Origin of the sequence: Streptomyces sp. adm13(2018) (genome assembly GCF_008042145.1) — a bacterium.
Classification (GTDB): Bacteria; Actinomycetota; Actinomycetes; order Streptomycetales; family Streptomycetaceae; genus Streptomyces.
The window spans coordinates 621,249-642,596 of the sequence record NZ_RDBH01000129.1 but is presented as its reverse complement, the minus strand read 5'-3'; the positions used below and the strand labels follow the sequence as shown (position 1 = coordinate 642,596).

Sequence of the window (21,348 nt, the reverse complement as noted above, 5' to 3'; positions counted from 1 at the left end):
GGACGGCCTCGGGCTCGGTGGCGGTCCCCGGGGCGCGGGCCCGGGTGGCGCGGGCGGGCCGGATCTACGTGGAGGGCCGGCACGACGCGGAGCTGGTGGAACGCGTCTGGGGCGATGACCTCCGCATCGAGGGCGTCGTCGTGGAGTACCTGGAGGGCGTCGACGACCTGCCGTCGATCGTCGCCGAGTTCGACCCCGCCCCGGACGCCCGCCTGGGCGTCCTGGTGGACCACCTGGTCCCGGGTTCGAAGGAGTCGAGGATCGCCGCCCAGGTGACCTCGCCGGACGTGCTGGTCGTCGGCCACCCGTACATCGACGTCTGGGAGGCGGTGAAGCCGGCGTCCGTGGGCATCCGGGCCTGGCCCCGGGTGCCCAGGGGCCAGGACTGGAAGACGGGCGTGTGCGAGGCCCTGGGCTGGCCCGCGAACACTGGCGCGGCCTGGCAGCACATCCTGTCGCGGGTGACGTCGTACAAGGACCTGGAGCCGGAGCTGCTGGGCCGGGTGGAGGAACTGATCGACTTCGTGACGGCGCCGTAGGGGTTCGACCGGCGGCGGGCCCGGGGGCGCCCAGGGGCGCCGGGTGGCCCCCGCCGCCCCTCGGCAACGGGGGTGCTCCGCCGCCCCGGCGCCCTCGGGAACAGGCATGCTCCGGTGGGACGCCGTCGGGTAGCGTGCCCGGCATGTCGAGCCCCGAGTCGGACACGTCGGGGGCTTTCGGTCACGCCGTCAGCCCCCTCGCCCCCCGCCTTCTCCCGGACCACTGAGTCCGCTCCGTACGGCCCCGCCCGGGTCGTACGGCCGATGGCTCGCGCCCTCCCGCCGCACCACGCGGCCGGGCGCGTGGGCCCGTGGGTGCTGACCGCGGTGACGAGATGCCTCTCCCGTCATTTCCTCACCACGGAACCCCGGAGCCACTCGATGCCCCTCACGCTCCCCCTGCTCGCCCTGGCGGTCTTCGCCATGGGCACATCCGAGTTCATGCTCGCCGGCCTCGTGCCGGACATCGCCGCCGACCTCGGCGTTCCTGTCGGCAGCGCCGGTCTGCTCACCTCGGCCTTCGCCGTCGGCATGGTCGTCGGCGCGCCGCTCCTGGCCGTGCTCGCCCGCTCCTGGCCGGTGCGGTCCGGCCTCCTCGGCCTCCTCCTGGTGTTCGCCGCGGCACACGTGCTGGGCGCGGTCACGGGGAGCTTCGCCGTCCTCCTCGTCACCAGGGTCGTCGCCGCCGTCGCGAACGCCGGGTTCCTCGCCCTGGCCCTGACCACCGCCACCCGGCTCGTGCCGCCGGACCGGACGGGCCGCGCGCTGGCCGTCCTGCTGTCCGGCACGACGCTGGCCACCGTGGCCGGAGTCCCCCTGGGGTCCCTGCTCGGCACCCTGTCCGGCTGGCGGGTCACGTTCTGGGCGGTCGCCCTCCTCTGTCTGCCCGCGGCCCTCGGTGTGCTCCTGGGCCTGCCGGCGCGCACCGCGCGGGAGGACACGGCCGGGGTGCCGGACCTGCGCGCGGAGCTGGCACGGCTCCGGCGTCCGCGGCTGCTCGTGGTGATGCTGCTCGGTGCCCTGGTGAACGCGGCGACCTTCGCGGGCTTCACCTTCCTGGCCCCCGTCGTGACCGGGACGGCCGGTCTCGACGCGCTGTGGGTCCCGGTCGCCCTGGTCCTCTTCGGACTCGGCTCCTTCGCCGGGATCACCCTCGCGGGGCGGTGGTCCGACCGGTACCCGGGCCGGGTCGTCGCGGTCGCCGGGCCCCTGCTACTCGTCGGCTGGCCGGCCCTGGCCCTGCTGGCCGAGGAGCCGGCGGCGCTGCTCGCCCTGGTGTTCCTGCTGGGCACGGGGTCGTTCGCGCTGGGCGGCACGCTGATCGCCCGGGTCCTGCACGAGGCCGCGGCAGCCCCCACCATGGCGGGCTCGTACGCGACCGCGGCGCTCAACGCCGGGGCCGCCGCGGGGCCGCTCGTCGCCGCCCTCGCCCTCCGGACCGGAGCGGGCCCGCTCGGCCCGCCGTGGGTGAGCGGCCTGCTCGTCCTGGGCGCGCTGCTGGTCGCCCTGCCGTTCCGCGGGATGCTGACGGCGGCCCGAGCGGTGCCGCCGGGTCCGGGGACGGCCGGACCGGGCCGCCCTGCCGCTGACCCGGCGCGCTCGCCGGAACGGCTCTAGGCCGTCTCTTCCGGATCCTGCCTGACCCACGCCGCCCGGCACCGCACCTCGCCGCGTTGTCGAGGCACCCGGGTACGTCCCGTACCCGGATACCTCTCCGCCGTGCGATGCACGGCACCGGACGACGCGGGCTCGACCGGCAAGATCCGGAAGAGACGGCCTAGTCGACGAGGTCCCGCACCACGGCGTCGGCGAGCAGCCGGCCGCGCAGGGTCAGCACCGCCCGGCCCGCCGCGTAGGGGCCGGCGTCCAGGAGCCCGTCGGCGAGGGCCCGGCGGGCGGCTTCCAGGCCCGCCGGCTTGAGGAGGGACAGCTCGACGCCCTCCTTTAGCCGCAGTTCGAGGAGGACGCGCTCGACCCGCCGGTCCTCCGCGGAGAGCAGCTCGCGGCCGGCTCCCGGGGTCCTCCCGGCGGCGAGCGCGGCGGCGTACGCGCCGGGGTGCTTAACGTTCCACCAGCGGACGCCGCCGACGTGGCTGTGGGCGCCGGGGCCGGCGCCCCACCAGTCGGCCCCGCGCCAGTACAGCTCGTTGTGGAGGCAGCGGCCGGCCTCGGAGGTGGCCCAGTTGGAGACCTCGTACCACTCGAAGCCGGCCCCGGTGAGGACGTCCTCGGCGATCAGGTACCGGTCGGCGTGGACGTCGTCGTCGGTCATGGGGACCTCGCCGCGCCGGATGCGCCGGGCGAGCTGCGTGCCCTCCTCGACGATCAGGGCGTAGGCGCTGATGTGGTCGGGTCCGGCGCCGAGGGCCGCGTCGAGGGAGGCCCGCCAGTCGTCGTCGGTCTCCCCCGGGGTGCCGTAGATCAGGTCGAGGTTGACGTGCTCGAAGCCGGCGGCCCGCGCCTCGCCGACGCAGGCCTCGGGGCGGCCCGGGGTGTGCGTCCGGTCGAGGATCCTCAGGACGTGCTGCTTGGCGCTCTGCATGCCGAAGGAGATCCGGTTGAATCCGCCGGCACGCAGCTCCGCCAGGTAGGCCGGGTCCACGGAGTCGGGGTTGGCCTCGGTGGTCACCTCGGCGTCGTCGGCGAGCCCGAACTCCTCGCGGACGGCCGCCAGCATCCGTACGAGGTCGCCGGCGGCGAGCAGCGTGGGCGTGCCGCCGCCCACGAAGACGGTCCGGACCGGCCGGGGGTCGTCGCCGAGGACCTTGCGGGCGAGCCGGATCTCCTCGACGACCTGCTCGGCGTAGTTGTCCCGGGAGGCGAGCACGCCGCCGGTGCCGCGCAGCTCGCTCGCGGTGTAGGTGTTGAAGTCGCAGTACCCGCAGCGCGTGGCGCAGTACGGCACGTGCAGGTAGAACCCGAGCGGACGCTCCCCCGCCCCTTCCAGGGCGTGCGGGGGCAGCGCCCCGTCGTCGGGGACGGACTCACCATCGGGCAGTACGGAAGGCATGAGCCCCATTGTCCCGTACCGCCCGGGGTGGACGGCTCCCCTGTGGACAACCGGTCGCCGGTTGTCCACAGGCGGCGCTCCGGGGGTCAGGACTCCCGGGACCCGGCGTACATCTCCTCGATGAGGCCCTTGTACTCGCGCTCCACGACCGGCCGCTTCAGCTTCAGCGACGGGGTCAGCTCGCCGTGCTCGATGTCGAGGTCGCGCGGCAGCAGGCGGAACTTCTTGATCGTCTGCCAGCGCTGGAGGCCCTCGTTGAGGCGGTCGACGTAGCCCTGGACCATCTCGACGGTCTTCGGGTCGGCGACGACCTCGGCGTACGCCTTGCCCGCGAGGTCGTGGTCGGCGGCCCAGCCGAGGAGGGTGGGCTCGTCGAGGGCGATCAGCGCGGTGCAGAAGTTCCGGTCGGCGCCGTGCACGAGGATGTTCGAGACGAACGGGCAGACGGCCTTGAACTGGCCCTCGACCTCGGCCGGCGCGATGTACTTGCCGCCGGACGTCTTGATCAGGTCCTTCTTGCGGTCGGTGATCCGCAGGTAGCCGTCGGCCGACAGCTCGCCGATGTCACCGGTGTGGAACCAGCCGTCGGACTCCAGGACCTCGGCGGTCTTCTCGGGGAGGCCGTGGTAGCCCTCCATGACGCCGGGGCCGCGCAGCAGGATCTCGCCGTCGTCGGCGATCCGGACCTCGGTGCCGGGGAGCGGCTTGCCGACGGTGCCGGTGCGGTAGGCCTCGCCCGGGTTGACGAAGGAGGCGGCGGAGGTCTCGGTGAGTCCGTAGCCCTCCAGGATGTGGATGCCGGCGCCGGAGAAGAAGTAGCCGATATCGGGGGCGAGCGCGGCGGAGCCGGAGATGCAGGCGCGCAGGTTGCCGCCGAAGGCGTCGCGGATCTTGGCGTAGACGAGCGTGTCGGCGACCTTGTGCTTGGCGGTGAGGCCGAAGGGCGCGGAGGCCGTGCCGGTGCGGCGGAAGTTGTCCTGAGTGGTCCTGGCGTACTCGCGGGAGACGCCGGCAGCCCACTGGAAGATCTTGTACTTGGCTCCGCCGGCGGCGCGGGCCTTGGCGGCGACGCCGTTGTAGACCTTCTCGAAGATGCGGGGCACGGCCGCCATGTAGGTCGGCTGGACGACCGGCAGGTTCTCGATGATCTTGTCGACCCGGCCGTCGACGGCGGTGACGTGGCCGACCTCGATCTGGCCGGAGGTGAGGACCTTGCCGAAGACGTGGGCGAGCGGCAGCCACAGGTACTGGACGTCGGCCTGGGTGACGAGGCCGGTGGCGGCGATGGCCTTGGCCATGTACGACCAGTTGTCGTGCGGGAGGCGGACGCCCTTGGGGCGGCCGGTGGTGCCCGAGGTGTAGATGACGGTGGCGAGCTGGGTGGCGGTGATCGCCGCGACCCGCTCCTTCACGGCCTCGGGGTGCTTCTCCAGGTACGCCCGGCCGCGCGCCTCCAGCTCGGCGAGGGTCAGGACGAACTGGCCGTCGCTCTCCACCCCGGCCGCGTCCACGACGACGACGTGGCGGAGGTTCGGCAGTTCGGCGCGGCGCTCGACGGCCTTGGCGAGCTGGGCCGCGTCCTCGGCGATGAGGACCCGCGACTCGGAGTCCGAGAGGATGAACGCCGACTCCTCGGCGTTGGTCTGCGGGTAGACCGTGGTGGTCGCGGCGCCCGCGCACATCACGCCGAGGTCGGCGAGGATCCACTCGACCCGGGTGGAGGAGGCGAGGGCGACCCGCTCCTCGGCGGCGACGCCCAGGTCGACGAGGCCGGCGGCGATCGCGTAGACCCGTTCGGCGGCCTGCCCCCAACTGAGCGACTTCCAGTCGTCCGGGCCGGTGCCGGAGGCGGCGGGCACCGGGTAGCGGTAGGCCTCCGCATCCGGAGTCCGCTCGACGCGCTCAAGGAAGAGGGTCGCCACGGAGGGCGGCCGGTTCTCGATCTGGGTCTGTGTGTCGCTCACGACGTCCTCCGGGCGGCGGCGGTGCCTTCTGGTGGTTCGTAACTAACTGGCGAGTAACCTTCGAGCCGGGATCAGACTAAAGGCCCGAGGTCCGGCGCGTAAGGGCCTGCAGGGCGTCGCTTGATAACGAACGGGCCCACGCGCACCCGGCACGTGGACCCGTTCGACGACCGGTTCTACCGGCTACTTCTTCTTGCCGGAGGACTCGTCGCTCGACAGGACGGCGATGAAGGCCTCCTGGGGCACCTCCACCGAGCCGACCATCTTCATGCGCTTCTTGCCTTCCTTCTGCTTCTCCAGCAGCTTCCGCTTGCGGGAGATGTCACCGCCGTAGCACTTGGCGAGGACGTCCTTGCGGATCGCGCGGATGGTCTCGCGGGCGATGACCCGGGAGCCGATCGCGGCCTGGATCGGCACCTCGAACGCCTGCCGCGGGATGAGCTCGCGCAGCTTGGCGACGAGCCGCACACCGTAGGCGTACGCGGCGTCCTTGTGGGTGACGGCGGAGAACGCGTCGACCTTGTCGCCGTGCAGCAGGATGTCGACCTTGACCAGGCTGGAGGCCTGCTCGCCGGTGGGCTCGTAGTCGAGGGAGGCGTAGCCGCGCGTCTTGGACTTCAGCTGGTCGAAGAAGTCGAAGACGATCTCGGCGAGGGGCAGGGTGTAGCGGATCTCGACCCGGTCCTCGGAGAGGTAGTCCATGCCGATCAGGGTGCCGCGACGGGTCTGGCACAGCTCCATGATCGCGCCGATGAACTCGCTGGGGGCGAGGATCGTGGCGCGTACGACGGGCTCGTACACGTCGTCGATCTTGCCCTCGGGGAACTCGCTCGGGTTGGTGACCGTGTGCTCGCTGCCGTCCTCCATGACCACGCGGTAGACCACGTTGGGGGCGGTGGCGATGAGGTCGAGCCCGAACTCGCGCTCCAGCCGCTCACGGATCACGTCGAGGTGGAGCAGCCCCAGGAAGCCGACGCGGAAGCCGAAGCCCAGCGCGGCGGAGGTCTCCGGCTCGTAGACCAGCGCGGCGTCGTTGAGCTGGAGCTTGTCGAGGGCCTCGCGGAGGTCCGGGTACTCCGAGCCGTCCAGCGGGTAGAGGCCCGAGAAGACCATCGGCTTCGGGTCCTTGTAGCCGCCGAGGGCCTCGGTGGCGCCCTTGTGCAGGGAGGTGATCGTGTCACCGACCTTGGACTGACGGACGTCCTTCACACCGGTGATGAGGTAGCCCACCTCGCCGACGCCGAGACCGTCGGACGGCGTCATCTCCGGGGACGAGACACCGATCTCCAGCAGCTCGTGGGTGGCGCCGGTCGACATCATCTTGATGCGCTCGCGCTTGTTGAGCTGGCCGTCGACCACACGTACGTACGTCACGACACCGCGGTACGAGTCGTACACCGAGTCGAAGATCATCGCGCGGGCGGGGGCGTCGGCGATGCCCACCGGGGCCGGCACGTCCCGGACGACCCGGTCGAGCAGCGCGTCGACGCCGACACCGGTCTTCGCCGAGACCTTGAGGACGTCCTCCGGCTGGCAGCCGATGAGGTTCGCCAGCTCCTCGGAGAACTTCTCCGGCTGGGCGGCCGGCAGGTCGATCTTGTTCAGCACGGGAACGATCGTGAGGTCGTTCTCCATGGCCAGGTAGAGGTTGGCCAGCGTCTGCGCCTCGATGCCCTGCGCCGCGTCGACCAGCAGGATCGTGCCCTCGCAGGCGGCGAGCGACCGGGACACCTCATAGGTGAAGTCGACGTGCCCGGGGGTGTCGATCATGTTCAGGATGTGCGTGTCACCCTGACCCGGCCCCTCGGTCGGCGCCCACGGCAGCCGGACCGCCTGGGACTTGATCGTGATGCCGCGCTCCCGCTCGATGTCCATGCGGTCGAGGTACTGGGCACGCATCTGCCGCTGGTCGACCACACCGGTCAGCTGGAGCATCCGGTCGGCGAGCGTGGACTTGCCGTGGTCGATGTGCGCGATGATGCAGAAGTTGCGGATCAGAGCCGGGTCGGTACGGCTCGGCTCGGGCACGTTGGTAGGAGTCGCGGGCACGCAGGGTCTCGTCTCGGGGCGATGTCGGATCGATACGTAGGCTCCATGGTCCCATGCCCGTCGCCCGGCGCCCGGTTTGGGCGGGCGCGAGAGTGGCTGATACCGTGGACAGCTGTGTCTCGTGCGCCCTCTCAGCCTGCGAGACGCATCCAGAAGGAACACCGAACCTGTAAAGGCTCTTTTCGTGGCGAACATCAAGTCCCAGATCAAGCGGAACAAGACGAACGAGAAGGCGCGCCTGCGCAACAAGGCCGTCAAGTCCTCGCTCAAGACCGCGATCCGCAAGGCCCGCGAGGCCGTCGCCGCGGGTGACGTCGAGAAGGCCACCGTGGCTTCCCGCGCCGCCTCCCGCGCGCTCGACAAGGCTGTCTCGAAGGGCGTCATCCACAAGAACGCCGCCGCCAACAAGAAGTCGGCGCTGGCCACCAAGGTTGCCGCTCTCCAGGGCTGAGCTCTGATGTAACCGGCCGCACGGGACCCAGCGGGCCCTCTCTCCCGCTCCCACTCGGCCACCCAGGACTCGCACGCGGACGCGTTCGCCACGCGGGTGCGAGCCCACCGGCTCAACACCGAAGGCCCCACTCCCCTCCTTCCCCAGGAGCGAGTGGGGCCTTTGGCGTGCGGGAGGCGGGACCTGCCCGGGCCGCGGCTTGCGGACGGGGCAGGGGGCAGTGAATCGGTGAGGGCGGTTCGCGGCGCGAAGCTGCCGCGCCAGGAGGCGAGAGGCGGGGGCGGGCGGCGCGAAGCTGCCGTCGGCTTGCCACCACGAGGGCCTGGCCCSWCGGCGCGAAGCCACCGTTGACCGACCCGTCACCACGGAGGCCCGGCTCCACGGCGCGAAGCCRCCGCTGGCCCGCCACCACGAGGGCCTGGCCCGACGGCGCGAAGCCACCGCCCGGGCACCACCCCCGGCCCGGCCCGCGTGGCAGAAGCCGCAGAAGCCGCAGGAGCCCCGGGGGCCACAGAGGCCACGGGTACTGCGGGCGCCGCGGCGACCGGCGCGGCCCGCACCAACTCCGGCGCACGCACCGACTCCGGTCGCCCCGCCCAGAAGTAGCCGCCCGCGAGCGCCGCGGCGACCACCAGAATTACCGTCAGCGCACCCAGCGCCCTCGGTTCGAGCCCGACCCGCGTCCGTACCCAGACCGGCGTCCGGTCCCCCAGCACCGCCACCCACCGCGCCCGCGCACCGGGCGGCGTCCCCCGGTCCACGACTCCCGGCGGAGCCCCCGGTTCACCCGGCGAGGGCCCTTCGGCCCCCTCCTCCGCCGCGGCCGACTCCTCCGGAACCGCCGCCGCCGGCGGGAACAGCTCGTCCCCCCGCCGCCGTACGACGGCCTCGGAAGACGACCCGGCCCTCCGGATCCGGGTCCGCCTCCTCGCCCGGCCGGAAGGCGCGCCACGGGCTCCTGGACGGCTCCTCCCGTCGGAGCCCGGCGCCCTGCCGGGACCACTGGTCGCGGCACCCGGCCCGCCGAGCACACCGGGAGCCGTGGAGGAGACGCGTGCACGAGCGGCGATGCCCGTACGGGATGCGATGCGTGTACGAAGAGTCATGCATGCGACGGTAGGAATCACCGCCGCGCCGTGCGGACCTCAGCCCCGATCCGTGGACGGCGCCCCCGCTGTGGACAACTCCGTCACTCCCCCGGGGGATGGACCGCCGGCCCGACCCCTCGACGATCTCCCGCTCCCGCCACGCCACGCATGGGTCAGCGCGGCGAGACGACGACCGCGAGCAGTCCGGGTCCGGTGTGCGCGCCGATGACCGCTCCCACCTCGCTGACGTGCAGCTCCGCCACCCCCGGCACCCGCTCCCCGAGCCGTTCGGCGAGCGCGGCGGCCCGTTCGGGGGCGGAGAGGTGGTGGACGGCGATGTCGACGGCGCCGGACCCGGCCCGCTCCACGGCGATCTCCTCCAGCCGGGCGATGGCCTTCGAGGCCGTCCGCACCTTCTCGCGCAGCTCGATCCGTCCGCCGTCGAGTTCGAGGAGCGGTTTCACCGCGAGCGCGGAGCCGAGCAGCGCCTGCGCCGCCCCGATGCGCCCGCCGCGGCGCAGATATTCCAGGGTGTCGACGTAGAAGTAGGCCGAGGTGCCTGCGGCGCGCTTCTCGGCGGCCGCGACGGCCTCGTCGAGTGATCCGCCCGCCTCGGCGACCTGGGCCGCCGCGAGGGCGCAGAAGCCCACGGCCATGCCCATCATCCGGGTGTCGACGACCCGCACGGGCACGGGCGCGTCCTTCGCGGCGAGCACGGCCGCGTCGTAGGTCCCGGAGACCTCGGCGGAGAGATGGAGGGAGACGACGCCCCGCGCACCGGCCTCCGCGGCCTCGCGGTAGGCCTCGGCGAAGATCTCGGGGCTGGGCCGCGAGGTGGTGACGGATCGCTTCTTCTGAAGGGCCTCGGCGAGTGCCTTGGCCGAGATCTCCGTGCCCTCCTCGAGGGCCCGGTCACCGATGACGACGGTCAGCGGGACCGTGATGATCGCGTGCCGCTCCCTGGTCTGGTGCGGCAGGTAGGCCGTGGAATCGGTGACGATCGCGACATGCCGGGACATGAGCGGGAGGTTACCCGTCGAGCCCGGCGCACGGGAGCCCGGCCCCCGCCGAGGAGTGTCCGTACGGCACCGCAGACCGCGCCCACTGCCACCCAGCCGCCCCGCCACGCCCCCGGTCAGGTCGGGTCGGGGCCCTGTCGGATCGGGGCCCTGTCGGATCGGATCAGGTGGTGGTCTCCGGGCGGGCCGACTTCTCCCAGGGGTAGGAGGTCGGTCGGGGGTCGGGGGCCGTGATCGCGGACGGCTCGCTGCCGGCCGCAGGCGCCGAACTCTCCGTCGCCGAGCCCCTGCCGTCCTGCGCCGGGCGCCCGGAGGACGTTCCCGGAACCGTCCCCGACGTGCCGGACGCGCTCTCCGTCCCCGTCGTCGTCCAGTGCCGCAGGGCACCCGCCTCGACGTCGATCTGGGCGCTGAGCGACGACAGGTCGTCCTCGGCGAACCGGAGCGCCCGCTCCCGGGCGGCGCGGCGCAGTGCGTCGGCCGAGCTGGTGATCCGCTCGGTGCGCGCGGTGAGTTCGGGGAGCTGGCCGGCGACCCAGGCGCGGTCGGGCTCCCGCTCGATCCGCTTCATGTCCTCGTCCAACTCGAGCCCGTGCGCGCTGAGCCGCCGGAACAGGTCGAGCGACTCCCTGAGCGAGGTGTCCTCGCCGACCCCGGCCTGGAGCGCCTCCTGGGTGGCCCGCATCGAGGTGCGCAGCGAGAGCCTCAGCCGGGCCAGCTCGCCCGCCGTCCCCGCCTGGCCGTAGCTCTTGGCGCGGAGCGTGGTGTCCTCGACCGTGCGCCGGGCCTGGTCGATGGTGCGGTCGACTCCGCGCTTGGCGGCCTTGGCCGCCTTCACTGTGGCGTAGACCCCCAGCGCCAAGAAGGAGAACAAGAGCAGCGCCATGATCGTGATAATCGCGGCTTCGGCTTCCATGCTCGCCCCTCCGGCGTCCGTCCGGTCCCCACGGATGTGGTTCCTCCACGGTAAACGGAAAGGGCAGGCCGGGGGTTCCATCAGAACCCCCAACCTGCCCGTAGGGGACATCCCTGTGTGGGGACATCCCCGTGGGGGTCAGCCGGCGACGATGTTGACCAGCTTCGGCGCCCGGACGATCACCTTGCGGATCTCGGCGCCGCCCAGCGCGGCGACCACGTGCGGGTCGGCCAGGGCCAGCGTCTCCAGCTCCGCGTCGGTGATCGACGGGGAGACCTCCAGGCGGGCCTTGACCTTGCCCTTGATCTGCACGACGCAGGTCACGGTCTCGTCGACGACGTACGCCGGGTCGGCGACCGGGAAGCCCTGGTGGACGACCGAGTCGCTGTGGCCCAGCCTGCGCCACAGCTCCTCCGCGATGTGCGGGGCCAGCGGGGCGACCAGCAGGACCAGCTGCTCGGCGACCGGCCGGGAGAGCGCGCCACCGGACTTCGTCAGGTGGTTGTTCAGCTCGGTGATCTTGGCGATGGCGGTGTTGAAGCGCATCGCGACCATGTCCTGCGTGACGCCGTCGATCGCCTTGTGCAGGGCGCGCAGGGTGTCCTCGTCGGCCGCGGTGTCGACGACGGTGACCTCGCCGGTCGACTCGTCGACGATGTTGCGCCACAGCCGCTGGAGCAGCCGGTACTGGCCGACCACCGCGCGCGTGTCCCAGGGGCGGGACACGTCCAGCGGGCCCATCGCCATCTCGTACAGGCGCAGGGTGTCGGCGCCGTACTCGGAGCAGATCTCGTCGGGCGTCACGGCGTTCTTCAGGGACTTGCCCATCTTGCCCAGGACGCGGCTGACCTTCTCGCCCTCGTACCAGAAGCCGCCGTCCCGCTCCTCGACCTCGGCCGCGGGCACGGCGATGCCGCGCGCGTCCCGGTAGACGAAGGCCTGGATCATGCCCTGGTTGTAGAGCTTGTGGAACGGCTCGGCCGAGGAGATGTGACCCAGGTCGAACAGCATCTTGGACCAGAAGCGCGCGTACAGCAGGTGCAGCACGGCGTGCTCGGCGCCGCCGACGTACAGGTCGACGCCGCCGGTGGGCATGCCCTCGCGCGGGCCCATCCAGTACTGCTCGACGGCGGGGTCGACCAGCTGCTCGGCGTTGTTCGGGTCCAGGTAGCGCAGCTCGTACCAGCAGGAACCGGCCCAGTTGGGCATGGTGTTGGTCTCGCGGCGGTAGCGGCGCGGGCCGGCTCCGTCCCCGAGGTCCAGGGTGACGTTGACCCAGTCCTCGTTGCGGGACAGCGGGGTCTCCGGCTGGGTGTCCGCGTCCTCCGGGTCGAAGGTGCGCGGCGAGTAGTCCTCGACCTCCGGCAGCTCCAGCGGCAGCATCGACTCGGGCAGCGAGTGGGCGACGCCGTCCTCGTCGTAGACGATCGGGAAGGGCTCGCCCCAGTACCGCTGGCGGCTGAACAGCCAGTCGCGCAGGCGGAAGTTGACGGTGCCCTCGCCGATGCCGCGGTCGGCCAGCCAGGCGGTGATCCGCGCCTTGGCGTCGACGACGCCCAGGCCGTCGAGCGCCACGTCCCCGTTGGCGGAGTTGACCAGCTTGGCCTCGTACGAGGAGAAGGCGTCGTCCCAGGTCGAGGGGTCGGTGCCGCGGTCGTCGCTGGGCTCGACGACGCAGCGCATCGGCAGCTCGAAGGCGCGCGCGAAGGCGAAGTCGCGGGTGTCGTGCGCGGGGACGGCCATGATCGCGCCGGTGCCGTAGCCCATCAGGACGTAGTCGGCGATGAAGACGGGGACCTGCTCGCCGCTGACCGGGTTGGTCGCGTACGCGCCGGTGAAGACGCCGGTCTTCTCCTTGGCGTCGGCCTGCCGCTCGACGTCGGACTTGGAGGCGGCCTGCTTGCGGTAGGCGTCGACGGCCTCGGACGGGGTGGCGTGTCCGCCGGTCCACACGTCGTGGGTGCCCTCGGGCCAGGTGGCCGGGGTGATCTTCTCCACCAGGTCGTGCTCGGGCGCCAGGACCATGTAGGTGGCGCCGAACAGGGTGTCCTGGCGGGTGGTGAAGACGGTGATGGCGTCGCCGCCGCCGACCTGGAAGTCGACGCGGGCGCCCTCGGAGCGGCCGATCCAGTTCCGCTGCTGCAGCTTGATGGCCTCGGGCCAGTCCAGCGCGTCCAGGTCGTCGAGCAGGCGGTCCGCGTAGGCGGTGATCCGCATGTTCCACTGGCGCAGCTTGGACTTGAAGACGGGGAAGTTGCCGCGCTCGGAGCGGCCATCGGCGGTGACCTCCTCGTTGGCCAGGACCGTGCCCAGGCCGGGGCACCAGTTGACGGGCGCGTCGGAGGCGTAGGCCAGGCGGTACTCGCCCAGGACGTCGGAGCGCTCGGCGGGGGTCAGCTCGGCCCACGCGCGCGTGTGGCCGGGGATCTCACGGGTGCCGTTCTCGAACTGCGCGATCAGCTCGGCGATCGGGCGGGCCTTGCCGGCCTCGCCGTCGTACCAGGAGTTGAAGATCTGCAGGAAGATCCACTGGGTCCACTTGTAGTAGTCCGGGTCGATCGTGGCGAACGACCGGCGCTTGTCGTGGCCCAGGCCCAGCCGGCGCAGCTGGACCTTCATGTTCTCCATGTTGGCCTCGGTGGACACCCGCGGGTGCGTGCCCGTCTGCACCGCGTACTGCTCGGCGGGCAGGCCGAAGGCGTCGAAGCCCAGGGTGTGCAGCACGTTGTGGCCGGTCATGCGCGCGTGGCGGGCGAAGACGTCCGTGGCGATGTAGCCGAGCGGGTGGCCGACGTGCAGGCCCGCACCCGAGGGGTACGGGAACATGTCCATGATGAACTTCTTGGGGCGGGCGGCGACGGCGGGGTCGCCCGCCAGGTCGCCGGTGGGGTTCGGGGCCTCGTACGTGCCCTCGGCGTCCCAGAAGTCCTGCCAGCGTGCCTCGATGTCGGCGGCCATGGCCGCCGTGTAGCGATGCGGGGCCGCCGTCTCGGCGGCCGTATTGATCTCGGTCATGGTCCTTGAAGCTCCATCGATCGTCTCTGCCCACTGCCACGGACTGCCGTGAAATGAAAAAGCCCCTCGCACAGGAGGGGACGCCGCGCCGACTCCGGCGGACGTCTGTCATCCGCCGGGACTGATCAGCGCGGCTCGGTAAGCAGAAGGCGTACGGCACGCATGGCGCCAGGGTACCGCAGGGCCCGAGCGGGCCGCACCGACGTATCACGGAGCGGAGCCGCGGCGAGCGAGGCGGGCGAAGGGGCCGGTCGCCAAGGCCGGACAACGAAGAAGCGGGCCACCCGATCCGGGTGGCCCGCTTCTGTTCTGTGGAGCTAAGGAGAATTGAACTCCTGACCTCCTGCATGCCATGCAGGCGCTCTACCAACTGAGCTATAGCCCCTTGCTTTCCGTCTCCGTTTCAGTTTCCCTCGCGGCGACAGACAGAACATTAACCGGCTTCCCGGCAGATCTCCAAATCGATTCTCCGGGCCTCCCTGACCTGCCGGGTAGGGTCGCCGACTGTGTCCGTCTCCGTGCTCTCCAAGACCCGCGTCCGGCCGTGGCCCCTGGCCACCGCCGCGGCGATCTGCCTGCTCTCGTTCGTCGCTTTCTGGGTGGCGCAACGCCTCGCCCACGTGAACATGCTCGACGTGATGGTCTACCGGGCCGAGGGCGAGACGGTCCGGGCGGGCGGCGACCTGTACGCGATGCGCGCCACCTCGGCGAACCTCGGGATGACCTACCCGCCCTTCGCGGCCCTGCTGTTCGTCCCGCTGACGCTGGTGAGCGTGCCCGTGATGCGGACGCTGGCCACCGCGGGGAACCTGCTCCTGGTGGTCGCGCTGGTGCAGCTGTCGCTCCAGCTGGTCCGCCCGTCCCTGTCGCGCACGGACCTGTGGCGCACGACCCTGTGGGTCGCCGCGGTGGTGGTCTGGTGCGAGCCGGTGTGGACGACGCTGCGGTACGGCCAGATCAACCTGCTCATAGCGGTGGCGGTGCTCTGGGACCTCACCCGGCGCCCGGGCAGCCGCTGGGCCGGCCTGGGCATCGGCCTGGCGACCGCGGTGAAGCTCACACCGGGGCTCTTCGTGGTCCTGCTGCTCGTCGCGGGCGTGCTGCTGTGGCGCCGGGACCGGACCTGGAACACCTGGCTGCGGACGGCGGCGACGGCGACCGGGGTCTTCCTGGGCACGACGCTGGTCGTGGCGCTCGCCCTGCCCGCGGACTCGAAGCGGTTCTGGACGGAGACGCTGTTCGAGACCGGCCGGGTGGGCTTCGCCGAGGAGACCGCCAACCAGTCGATCCGCGGGGTGCTGGCCCGGCTGATGCACACCGACGACCCGGGCATGTGGTGGGCGGTGACGGCGGCGGCCCTGGGCGGTCTGGCGATGGTCCTCGCGGTGCGGGCCGCCGTGCGCGGCGACAAGGCCGTCGCGGTGGTCGTCTGCGCGTTCACGGCGCTGATGATCAGTCCGATCTCCTGGTCCCACCACTGGGTCTGGTGCGTGCCCCTGCTGATCCTGCTCGCGGACCGCGCCACGCGCGCGTGGCCGGTGACGGGAGCGGTGGCCCTGGCCTTCGCCTCGTTCGCCCTGTGGTGGGTTCCGCACGACCCGGGCCGGCCGGAACTGGACCAGAACGCGGGCCAGATGGTGCTGTCCGCGGTGTACCCGCTGACGACGGCGGCGCTGCTCGTGGGCTATCTGCTGACGCTCCGGCGTCAGGCCGTGGCGAAGGAGTAGAACCGCTTCAGGGTGCAGTGCTCGTCGAGGAGCCGGCCGTAGATCGGCTCCCCCTCCAGCTCGCGGTACGTCTCGATGGGGTCGCCTTTTATGATCAGCGCCCGCGCGCACTCCTCGCACCAGTACTGGAACCCCGTGTTGACGGGGTCCATGTCGCGCACGATGGGCGTGCCGCTGCCGCACCAGTCGCACTTCCGCCTGTGTGCACCCATCAGTCAGCTCCAGCTGTGGCCGCAGGCCGTGCACCCATAGGACACCCCGCCGTTGTCGCCGAGCACTTGGGCCACCCTCCCGTCCGGATCCTGGTCCCCCTCCGGCCGTCCGATTCTGCCATGGCCCCGCAAGGGGGTCAGCGTGCTCGGCGCCACGGTCCGGCCGACGCGCCGGCGAGGGCGGCGACGGCCAGGGCGATCATGGTCGTGCGCAGCGCGTCGGCGGAGTTCTGTGCTCCGGATCCGTCCGCCGCGGAGAGGAACAGGGTTCCGACCACGGCGACCCCGATGAGCTGGCCGAGCTGGGTGACCGTGGCGAGCAGACCGCTCGCGTCGGCCGCGTCCTCCGGCCGTACGGCGGCCAGGGCGCCGGTCAGCGCAGGGCTGAAGGCCAGCGCGATCCCGGCGCCGAGCCCGCCCAGGGCCGGATAGAGCCCCCAGCCGCCCGTACCGCCGTCCGCCAGGAGTCCGCCGATGGCGAGGGCTCCCGCGGCCGCGAGGAGGAAGCCGCCGGGGATCAGCGCGCGGTGGAAACGGGTTGGCAGGCGCCGCCAGGTCAGTCCGACGACGCCGAAGACGACCGCGGCGGGACCGAAGGTGAGGCCGGCACGCAGCGCGCTGTGGCCGAGCCCGCCCTGGAGGTGCAGGGTGAGGGTGAACAGGAATCCGGCGTTGACGCCCATGGACACGGCGATCCACAGCACGGCCCGTCCCATGCCCGGGAGTCGCAGCACCCGCGGGGAGATGAGCGGGGCGCCGCCGCGCCGGGCCAGCCTCGACTCGTACGCGCCGAAGAGGGCGAGGAGCACCGCGGAGCCGCCGAGTGAGAGCCGGGACCACAGCGGCCAGTCCTGCTCCTGGCCGAGGACCAGGGGGACGGTGAGCAGGGACACGGCGCCGGCCAGGAGGACGAGGCCCGGCATGTCGAGGGCACGCGCCTGCGTGTGCGGGATCCGGCCGTCCCGGGGCAGGACCCGGGCGCCGAGGACGAGCAGGGTGATGCCGATGGGGACGTTGACGAGGAAGACGGGCCGCCAGCCGGTGCCGAGGAGGTCGGCGCTCACCAGGATCCCGCCGACGACCTGCCCGGCGGCGGCGCCGGTGGCGAGGACGGCGGAGTAGGCGCCGAAGGCCCGTACGCGGTGCTCGCCGGTGAACTCGCGCTGGATGAGGCTGAGCACCTGGGGGATCATCAGGGCGGCTCCCGCGCCCTGTACGAGCCGGGAGGCGATCAACTGGCCGGTGTCGGCGGCGAGTCCGCAGGCGAGGGAGGCCACGGTGAACAGCGCCAGGCCGACGAGGTACATCCGGCGGTGCCCGAGGAGGGCGCCGAGGCGGGCCCCGGTGATGAGCAACACCGCGTAGGCGACGGTGTATCCGGCGACGACCAGCTGGAGCGCGGCTCCGGACCCGGAGAGTTCGACCCGGATCGTGGGCGCGGCGACGTTGACGATGAAGACGTCAAGGAGCGCCATGAACTGGGCGGCGAGGACCACGCCCAGCAGCAGTCCGGGGCGGTTGTCGGTGCCACCGTCTTTACTGAGTACGGGACGTGTTGTGGTCGAGGTCATGCGCCGAGCGTGACCCCGATCGGATACGGGTAACGAGAGCCCGCCGATGCTGGTACCGACACCACCTGGCAGCGGCGGCGCGGGGACTCGACCATGGGGGTGTGACGATCGTGGCAGCAGTACCGACACAGCGGCGCCGACGGCCGGAGCTGGCCGCGTTCCTGCGCAGCCGCCGGGCCCGGGTGACACCGGAGGACGTGGGGATGCCACCGGGGCTCCGCCGCCGCACGCCGGGGCTGCGCCGCGAGGAGGTCGCCCAGCTCTCCGGCGTCGGCGTCACCTGGTACACGTGGCTGGAGCAGGGACGCCCGATCAACGCCTCGGCGCAGGTGCTCGACGCGGTGGCCAGGACGCTCCGGCTCGACCGGCCGGAGCGCGAGCACCTCTACCACCTGGCCGAGGTGCCGTACACGCCGGAGCGGTCGGGCTCGGACGCGGCGGTGGTCAGCCCGGAGATCCAGGGCATCCTCGACGCCCTGGACCCGCACCCGGCGGTGCTCTACAACGCGCGGTACGACGTGCTGGCGACCAACGCCATGTACGAGCTGCTCTTCTTCCAGGAGGGCCGGGAGGACCTGGACACCGGCCCGTACGGCATACGCAACGTCCTGTGGGCTCTGTTCAGCGTGCCCGGCCCCACCTGCCCGGTCGTCGACCGGAAGCGGGAGCTGCCGCTGATGGTGGCCCAGCTGCGGGGCGCGTACGGCCGCCATGTCGGCGAGCCCGCCTGGGAGGACTTCGTCAGGGCCCTCGCGGAGGCCAGTCCGGAGTTCGCCCGGCTGTGGCGCAGCGGGGACGTGGTCCCGCCGGGCACCCGGGTGAAGGTCTTCCGCCACCCGCGGACGGGGGAGATCCGGCTGACCTCGGTCTCCCTCTCGGTGAACGGGATGCCGGAGTGCCGGATCGTGGCCTACACGCCGAACGACGAGGACAGCCGCCGGGGGCTCGCGGCGCTGCGGGAGGTGACGGAACGACCCGTCCCGTGAACGACGAATCCCGCCCCCTGCTGGGGACGGGATCCGGTGACTGTGGAGCTAAGGAGAATTGAACTCCTGACCTCCTGCATGCCATGCAGGCGCTCTACCAACTGAGCTATAGCCCCTCGTGTTCTTCGCGCTCCGCGCTGCGAACAAGAAGAACTTTAGCCTGTGACCTGCCGGAAAGTGAAATCCTGCTCCGGCAGGCCGGCCGTGGGACTCAGTCGTCGTCGCCGAGGACCGGCTCGGGCAGCGTGCCCGCGTTGTGCTCCATCAGCCGCCAGCCGCGCGCGCCCTCACCGAGCACCGACCAGCAGCAGTTCGAGAGGCCGCCCAGGCTCTCCCAGTGCTGCGCCTCCAGGCCGAGGAGCCGACCGATGGTGGTGCGGATGGTGCCGCCGTGGCTCACCACGACGAGCGTGCCGTCCTCGGGCAGCTTGTCGGCGTGCTCCAGGACCACCGGGGCGGCCCGGTCGGCCACCTCGGTCTCCAGTTCGCCGCCGCCCCGGCGCACGGGCTCGCCGCGCTTCCAGGCGGCGTACTGCTCGCCGTACCGCGCCACGATCTCGTCGTGGGTCAGCCCCTGCCACTCCCCCGCGTACGTCTCGCGCAGGGCGGAGTCGTGGGCGACGGCGTGGCCGGTGAGCGCGGCCAGCTCGGCGGCGGTGGCCGCCGCCCGCTTCAGGTCGGAGGCCACGATGGCGTCCGGCTCCAGCGCGGCGAGCAGCCGGGCGGCTCGGCGCGCCTGGGCGACGCCGGTCTCCGTCAGCTCGATGTCGGTCGAGCCCTGGAAGCGGCGCTCCAGGTTCCACGAGGTCTGGCCGTGACGCCAGAGGACGATGCGGCGGCCGGTGCCGCCTCTGGTGGCGCTCAGCTCAGCTCACCGTCCGGTCCGTCGGGCAGCCCGGCGGCGTGCGCGGAGAGGTCGACGCCGGTCAGCTCGGCGTGCTCGGCGCCCTTGCCGCGGGTCTTCGCCGCGTCCTCGGGGAGCGCGAGCTCGGGGCAGTCCTTCCACAGGCGCTCGAGCGCGTAGAAGACGCGCTCCTCGCTGTGCTGGACGTGGATGACGATGTCGACGTAGTCCAGGAGGATCCAGCGCGCGTCGCGGTCGCCCTCACGGCGGACCGGCTTGGCGCCGAGGTCCTTGTTGAGGCGCTCCTCGATCTCGTCGACGATCGACTTGACCTGGCGGTCGTTGGGCGCGGAGGCGAGCAGGAAGGCGTCGGTGATCGACAGCACATCGCTGACGTCGTACGCGATGATGTCGTGAGCGAGTCGGTCGGCGGCCGCCTGTGCGGCGGCGTTGACGAGCTCGATGGAACGGTCCGTGGCGGTCACAAGCAGGCTTTCGTCGGCGGTCCAGTACCCCTCCAGGGTCTCACGGACCGCCGACGGCCCCGTCAACGATTTCCGGAGCGCCGCTACCGGGCTCCCGGCACCTTGTAGTCACGGCCAAGGACCACCGTCACCGCGGCCGCTCCCGAGGGCTTGCCCTTGGTGACCGAGCCGGCCGGCAGGCCCAGGGTCTTGGCGACCTCGGCCGCCGTCGCCTTCTGGAGGTCGTCCGCGTAGACGACCTGCGACGTCTCCCGCGGGTCCGCGTCGCCGCCGCCGACGAAGGCGTAGCCGCCGTTGATCAGGACGATGCGGGCGGCCTCGGTCGCCTTCTTGCCGGAGCCGTCGCGGATCGAGACCCGGGGCACGTCGCCGGCGTCGGGCGCGGTGACCTTTCCGCCGAGGATGTCCTTGACCACGCTGTCGCTCGCGCCCTCGGTCAGCGCGCCGTCCTGCCCCACCGGGAGCAGGGCCGTCTTGTAGTCGCCGACCTTGGCGTGCTCGGCGAGCTTGGCCAGCGCGGCGCCCAGGTCCTTCTCGGAGAGCGAGGGGTCGAAGATCTGCATGAGGCTCTCGACCGTCATCGTCGCGGACTGGGGACTGTCCGAGATCTTGCGCAGGACCGCGTACATGACCTGGCCGAAGCGCTGCAGCTGCTTGGTCTCGGCCTCGCCGGGCGCCCGGTAGGTCGCGTAGGCGACGGCGGCCCGGCCGTTCAGGGACTGCTTCTCGCCCTTCCTGACCAGCGGGTCCGTGCCCTTCTTCGGGTCGGGCACCTCGGTGTCGGTGTCCGTCTCGATGCCGCTGACCAGGTCGACGAGGGTGTCCAGGTACGGGGTGTCCAGGCGCCAGGTGCCGGTGATCGGGGCGCCGAGGAGGTTGCCGATCGCCTCGCGGGTGCCGCTGGACCCGTCGTCCTCGACCGACTTGCCGAGGGTGGTGGCGGCGCCCTCGCCGTCGGCGACGACGACGGAGTTGGGGAGCAGGACCGAGGTGCCCTGGCGGGTCGTGGCGTTGTTGACGAGCAGGACGGTGGAGGTACCGCCGCCCGTGGTGTCGTGGAGGTGGACGACGATCGTGTCGCGCTTCTGCGGGCCGGTCGCGGTGCCCCCCTTCTGTTCCTCGGCGGAGGAGCCCGGGAGCATGCCCGCGGACCAGAGGTAGCCGAGTCCGCCGACCACCGCGAGGACGAGGACGACGACGAGGGCAATGATCCTGTTGCGGCCCCGGCGCCTGGCCTCCTCACGCCGCTCGGAGCGGCTCTCGGTGAACTTGAGCCAGTCGATGACGTCCTCGGAGTCCTCGTCAGGCTCCTCGATGAACGAGAACTGCTCGGTGCGGTACTCGCGGTCGTCGTCGCCCGCGGGCCGGGCCGGGGGTACGGGGCGCTCCGCGGCAGGGCCCTCGGAGGCGGGGCGCTGGCCGGGGACGCCGGCGGGGGCCGCGACGGGCGCGGCGGGCGCCACGGGTCGGGC

16 protein-coding genes and 2 tRNA genes are annotated in these 21,348 nt (G+C 72.2%); 5 read left to right on the top strand and 13 right to left on the bottom strand.

Features of this window, described 5'->3' with window-relative positions:
• The coding region (locus EAO70_RS19465; RefSeq protein ID WP_148005244.1) for a DUF3097 family protein at positions 1–539 on the top strand (539 nt) is incomplete at its 5' end.
• Positions 540–920: 381 nt separating this feature from the next.
• Positions 921–2,156: a Cmx/CmrA family chloramphenicol efflux MFS transporter gene (locus EAO70_RS19460; protein ID WP_148004161.1), complete on the top strand. Its 1,236-nt coding sequence runs from the start codon at positions 921–923 to the stop codon at positions 2,154–2,156.
• Positions 2,157–2,316: 160 nt separating this feature from the next.
• Here EAO70_RS19460 and hemW read toward each other — a convergent pair whose 3' ends face one another.
• The 3 genes from hemW to lepA all read right to left on the bottom strand — a co-directional run bounded on the left by hemW (position 2,317) and on the right by lepA (position 7,562).
• Entirely contained in the window at positions 2,317–3,549 is a 1,233-nt protein-coding gene (gene hemW, locus EAO70_RS19455) for a radical SAM family heme chaperone HemW (RefSeq protein ID WP_148004160.1), read from the bottom strand.
• A gap of 86 nt (positions 3,550–3,635) precedes the next feature.
• Entirely contained in the window at positions 3,636–5,513 is a 1,878-nt protein-coding gene (locus tag EAO70_RS19450; protein ID WP_148004159.1) for an AMP-dependent synthetase/ligase, read from the bottom strand.
• Between the two features lie 183 nt (positions 5,514–5,696).
• Complete coding sequence (gene lepA / locus EAO70_RS19445; protein WP_148004158.1) at positions 5,697–7,562, bottom strand: translation elongation factor 4; 1,866 nt, start codon at positions 7,560–7,562, stop codon at positions 5,697–5,699.
• Between the two features lie 184 nt (positions 7,563–7,746).
• Here lepA and rpsT point away from each other — a divergent pair, with 184 nt between their 5' ends.
• Complete coding sequence (gene rpsT, locus EAO70_RS19440) at positions 7,747–8,013, top strand: 30S ribosomal protein S20 (protein WP_030317512.1); 267 nt, start codon at positions 7,747–7,749, stop codon at positions 8,011–8,013.
• Between the two features lie 1,261 nt (positions 8,014–9,274).
• Here the strand turns inward: rpsT and EAO70_RS19435 are convergent.
• The 4 genes from EAO70_RS19435 to EAO70_RS19420 form a co-directional block, all read right to left on the bottom strand.
• Positions 9,275–10,120, bottom strand: coding sequence for a DegV family protein (locus tag EAO70_RS19435; protein ID WP_148004157.1), 846 nt, complete (start codon positions 10,118–10,120; stop codon positions 9,275–9,277).
• 163 nt (positions 10,121–10,283) lie between these two features.
• On the bottom strand, positions 10,284–11,036 hold the full coding sequence (locus EAO70_RS19430; RefSeq protein ID WP_148004156.1) for a hypothetical protein: 753 nt from the start codon (positions 11,034–11,036) through the stop codon (positions 10,284–10,286).
• Between the two features lie 138 nt (positions 11,037–11,174).
• Positions 11,175–14,051 carry a leucine--tRNA ligase gene (leuS, locus tag EAO70_RS19425; RefSeq protein ID WP_148004155.1) on the bottom strand — a complete coding sequence of 959 codons (2,877 nt, stop codon included), beginning with the start codon at positions 14,049–14,051 and terminating at the stop codon, positions 11,175–11,177.
• A 312-nt stretch (positions 14,052–14,363) separates the two neighbouring features.
• Positions 14,364–14,436 (bottom strand) — tRNA-Ala (locus tag EAO70_RS19420).
• Positions 14,437–14,557: 121 nt separating this feature from the next.
• On the opposite strand from EAO70_RS19420, the gene EAO70_RS19415 reads away from it, so the two are divergent.
• Positions 14,558–15,778 carry a glycosyltransferase 87 family protein gene (locus tag EAO70_RS19415; RefSeq protein WP_148004154.1) on the top strand — a complete coding sequence of 407 codons (1,221 nt, stop codon included), beginning with the start codon at positions 14,558–14,560 and terminating at the stop codon, positions 15,776–15,778.
• Here the strand turns inward: EAO70_RS19415 and EAO70_RS19410 are convergent.
• Entirely contained in the window at positions 15,757–15,990 is a 234-nt protein-coding gene (locus EAO70_RS19410; protein WP_017239283.1) for a hypothetical protein, read from the bottom strand. The two genes, EAO70_RS19415 and EAO70_RS19410, sit on opposite strands and share 22 nt — an antisense overlap.
• 137 nt (positions 15,991–16,127) lie before the next feature.
• Complete coding sequence (locus EAO70_RS19405) at positions 16,128–17,561, bottom strand: MFS transporter (RefSeq protein ID WP_187283952.1); 1,434 nt, start codon at positions 17,559–17,561, stop codon at positions 16,128–16,130.
• A gap of 101 nt (positions 17,562–17,662) precedes the next feature.
• On the opposite strand from EAO70_RS19405, the gene EAO70_RS19400 reads away from it, so the two are divergent.
• On the top strand, positions 17,663–18,547 hold the full coding sequence (locus EAO70_RS19400) for a helix-turn-helix transcriptional regulator (RefSeq protein WP_148004153.1): 885 nt from the start codon (positions 17,663–17,665) through the stop codon (positions 18,545–18,547).
• Positions 18,548–18,590: 43 nt separating this feature from the next.
• Here EAO70_RS19400 and EAO70_RS19395 read toward each other — a convergent pair.
• The 4 genes from EAO70_RS19395 to EAO70_RS19380 all read right to left on the bottom strand — a co-directional run.
• Positions 18,591–18,663, bottom strand: a tRNA-Ala gene (locus EAO70_RS19395).
• Between the two features lie 95 nt (positions 18,664–18,758).
• Complete coding sequence (locus tag EAO70_RS19390; RefSeq protein ID WP_148004152.1) at positions 18,759–19,412, bottom strand: histidine phosphatase family protein; 654 nt, start codon at positions 19,410–19,412, stop codon at positions 18,759–18,761.
• Positions 19,409–19,876, bottom strand: coding sequence for a ribosome silencing factor (gene rsfS / locus EAO70_RS19385; RefSeq protein WP_148004151.1), 468 nt, complete (start codon positions 19,874–19,876; stop codon positions 19,409–19,411). Before rsfS ends, EAO70_RS19390 begins: the two co-directional genes overlap by 4 nt.
• An 83-nt stretch (positions 19,877–19,959) precedes the next feature.
• A partial coding sequence (locus EAO70_RS19380) for an LCP family protein (RefSeq protein WP_148005242.1) occupies positions 19,960–21,348 on the bottom strand: 1,389 nt, incomplete at its 5' end.